The 2,219-nt window shown below is 63.3% G+C and carries 3 protein-coding genes; 2 read left to right on the forward strand and 1 reads right to left on the reverse strand.

Annotation, left to right across the window (positions count from 1 at the left end):
* The first annotated feature begins 94 nt into the window (after positions 1-94).
* Positions 95-427, forward strand: coding sequence for an integrase core domain-containing protein (locus tag FCI23_RS55275; protein ID WP_136731703.1), 333 nt, complete (start codon positions 95-97; stop codon positions 425-427).
* Positions 428-436: 9 nt separating this feature from the next.
* Here FCI23_RS55275 and FCI23_RS55280 read toward each other — a convergent pair whose 3' ends face one another.
* A complete protein-coding gene (locus FCI23_RS55280; protein WP_136731704.1) occupies positions 437-952 on the reverse strand; it encodes a hypothetical protein in 516 nt (171 codons plus the stop codon).
* 294 nt (positions 953-1,246) lie between these two features.
* Here FCI23_RS55280 and FCI23_RS59080 point away from each other — a divergent pair, with 294 nt between their 5' ends.
* Complete coding sequence (locus FCI23_RS59080; RefSeq protein ID WP_211265908.1) at positions 1,247-1,903, forward strand: hypothetical protein; 657 nt, start codon at positions 1,247-1,249, stop codon at positions 1,901-1,903.
* Positions 1,904-2,219: the final 316 nt, after the last annotated feature.

Here is a 2,219-nt window from a genome sequence, read left to right on the forward strand (position 1 = left end):
GCCACCGTCCTCAACAACCGCCCCCGCAAGACCCTCGGATGGAGGACCCCCGACGAGGTCTTCAACGAGCATCTATGATCTCTGACAAGCAGTGTTGCGACGACCTATTGAACTCGGGGAGTACACCTCCACGGCCTACAGCGACCTGTGTGACCGGCTGGGCGTGGTGCAGTCGATGGGGCGGGTGGGGTCGTGCTTCGACAACGCCGCTGCGGAGAGCTTCAACTCGACCATCAAGGTCGAGTACATCCACCGGCACCGGTTCGCCACCCGCACCGAGGCCCGCATCAAGATCGCCACCTGGATCACCGACTTCTACAACACACGACGGCGCCACAGCGCGGCCGGCGGCCTGCCGCCCGCCGAGTTCGAACGGATCATCAACGAGGCACGCAACAACCACGACCAGGAGTACCTGGCCGCATAACGGAGGCCTCTACGAAACCAGGGGATTGACAGGATCGACTCCGGAGTTGATCCAGAGCGAGACGCCGGCGTGCCGCAGCGAGTACGGGACGGCAGCAAGGAGTGTCGTCGCCCCCTGCTCCTGCACTGCGGCGATGAGCGCCGCCGCCTGCTTCGGGTTGGGTGCGTAGCGGAAGTCCACTTCTGCGTGCCTGACCGGCGGCGTCCAGTCGATCTGCAAGAGCGGACTTGCCGACAGGATGTCCCTTTCCACCGCGTATCTCATGGCATTGCTGAGCACCGTGCGCTTGCGAGCGGCCGTGTTGTCGGCCGCGGGTTCGCCGTCCAGCTTGAGCGACAGGGCTTCCAGCCCTGCCCGCATGCGTTCTGGCCGGGCAGCCTCCGTGACCTTGAGCGAGTGTTTGGCGATCCACGCGAGGGCCGCCGCCACCTCGGGTGGCGGCGTCTCGGCGTCCGCGCGGGAGACGACTCCCCCCGTCGCGGTCAGCGTTGCCCGGAAGGCCCAGCCGTAGAGTGCCTCGCGCATCGGCATTGCAGCTCAGAAGGCACTTTCGCTTTCCCGCTCATGATCCTGACGCAGAACATTGCTTCTACCAGATCCGTTACACCCCAGCGGGATGCCCCGGCGAATGAGCACACGGGGCCCTCCGTGGCTCACGTTCGCTACTGGGGGCAGGTCGGCCAGAAGAGTGGCTTGTTGATCCATCCAGGTGACATACATACGAAAATAGTAAAGGCGTGGGCATCCCGATCCGATGAAACCGAGGGAAGTGCGAATGCGCTTCAACACCTCCCGGTTCGGATCAATAAGGAGAGTCGAATGAGTCCTGACGACAGGAATGAATCGCTTCTCGTGCCGCTCTCCAAGCGGCGCGTTTGGTTGGCCAGTAGCGTCATCGTGCCGTTGGCCGTTGCCCTGGCGGGGATCTCCGGTCCCGCGGTGGCTGTGGCGCAGAGCGGCAGTGCGATAACCCACTCCGCTCTGGTCGCAGGCCCGACCCCGTCCTCGAACGATGACGACCACGGAAGGCACGACGACGGGAAGCAAGGCCCTCCCGGTAAGGACGGTAAGGACGGTAAGGACGGTAAGGACGGTAAGGACGGTAAGGACGGTAAGGACGGTAAGGACGGTAAGGACGGTGCGCCCGGGCCGTGCGCCGGCATCGACTCCTTGACTCCCTCGAACTCGGAGGAGTTCAGCGCCGTGCTAAGCAACGGGATCACGTACGCCGGTAGGCGACCCCTTCACCCCAACCCTCCGCAAGGGGCTTATGTCTGGCAAAATCTGACAGACCCGTTGGTCCACCCGCTCTACCCCAAGAATGTCTGCGACACCACCATCTCCTCCCACGGGAATGACACGTGGGTCAAGGTGCTGACCACTGACGGGTTCGTGTGGGAGACGCACTGCGCTTCGAATGGGCAGACTCTAGTCTGCACGGAACCTTGGGCGAAGCTGACAACGCCGACGCCCTGAGCACGCTCAACAGCGCGGCGACTTCGAACAGCGACGCAAAGAACACCGCGCAGAGCAGGAAGAGTCCCAACCTGGCAATGCCGGTGAATTGAGGTCCAGGGCCACTTCTGCGACTGCGGGGCGGAGCCGATTCGCGCTCGTGGCGACTTGGCCGGGGAAATCCTCAACGTCGTTTCCTGGGTGGGTGATCGGCTAGTGTCTCGTGATCCTGTTTGTGTCACTTCGCGTTGTTGTCGACGAGTTTCTTGATGTTGGTCTGGACGAGTCGGACCTTGGCGAGGATCTCGTCGGCGGTCGCGGTCCAGGTGAAGGGTTT

It is taken from the genome of Actinacidiphila oryziradicis, from assembly GCF_005047355.1.
Lineage (GTDB): Bacteria > Actinomycetota > Actinomycetes > Streptomycetales > Streptomycetaceae > Actinacidiphila > Actinacidiphila oryziradicis.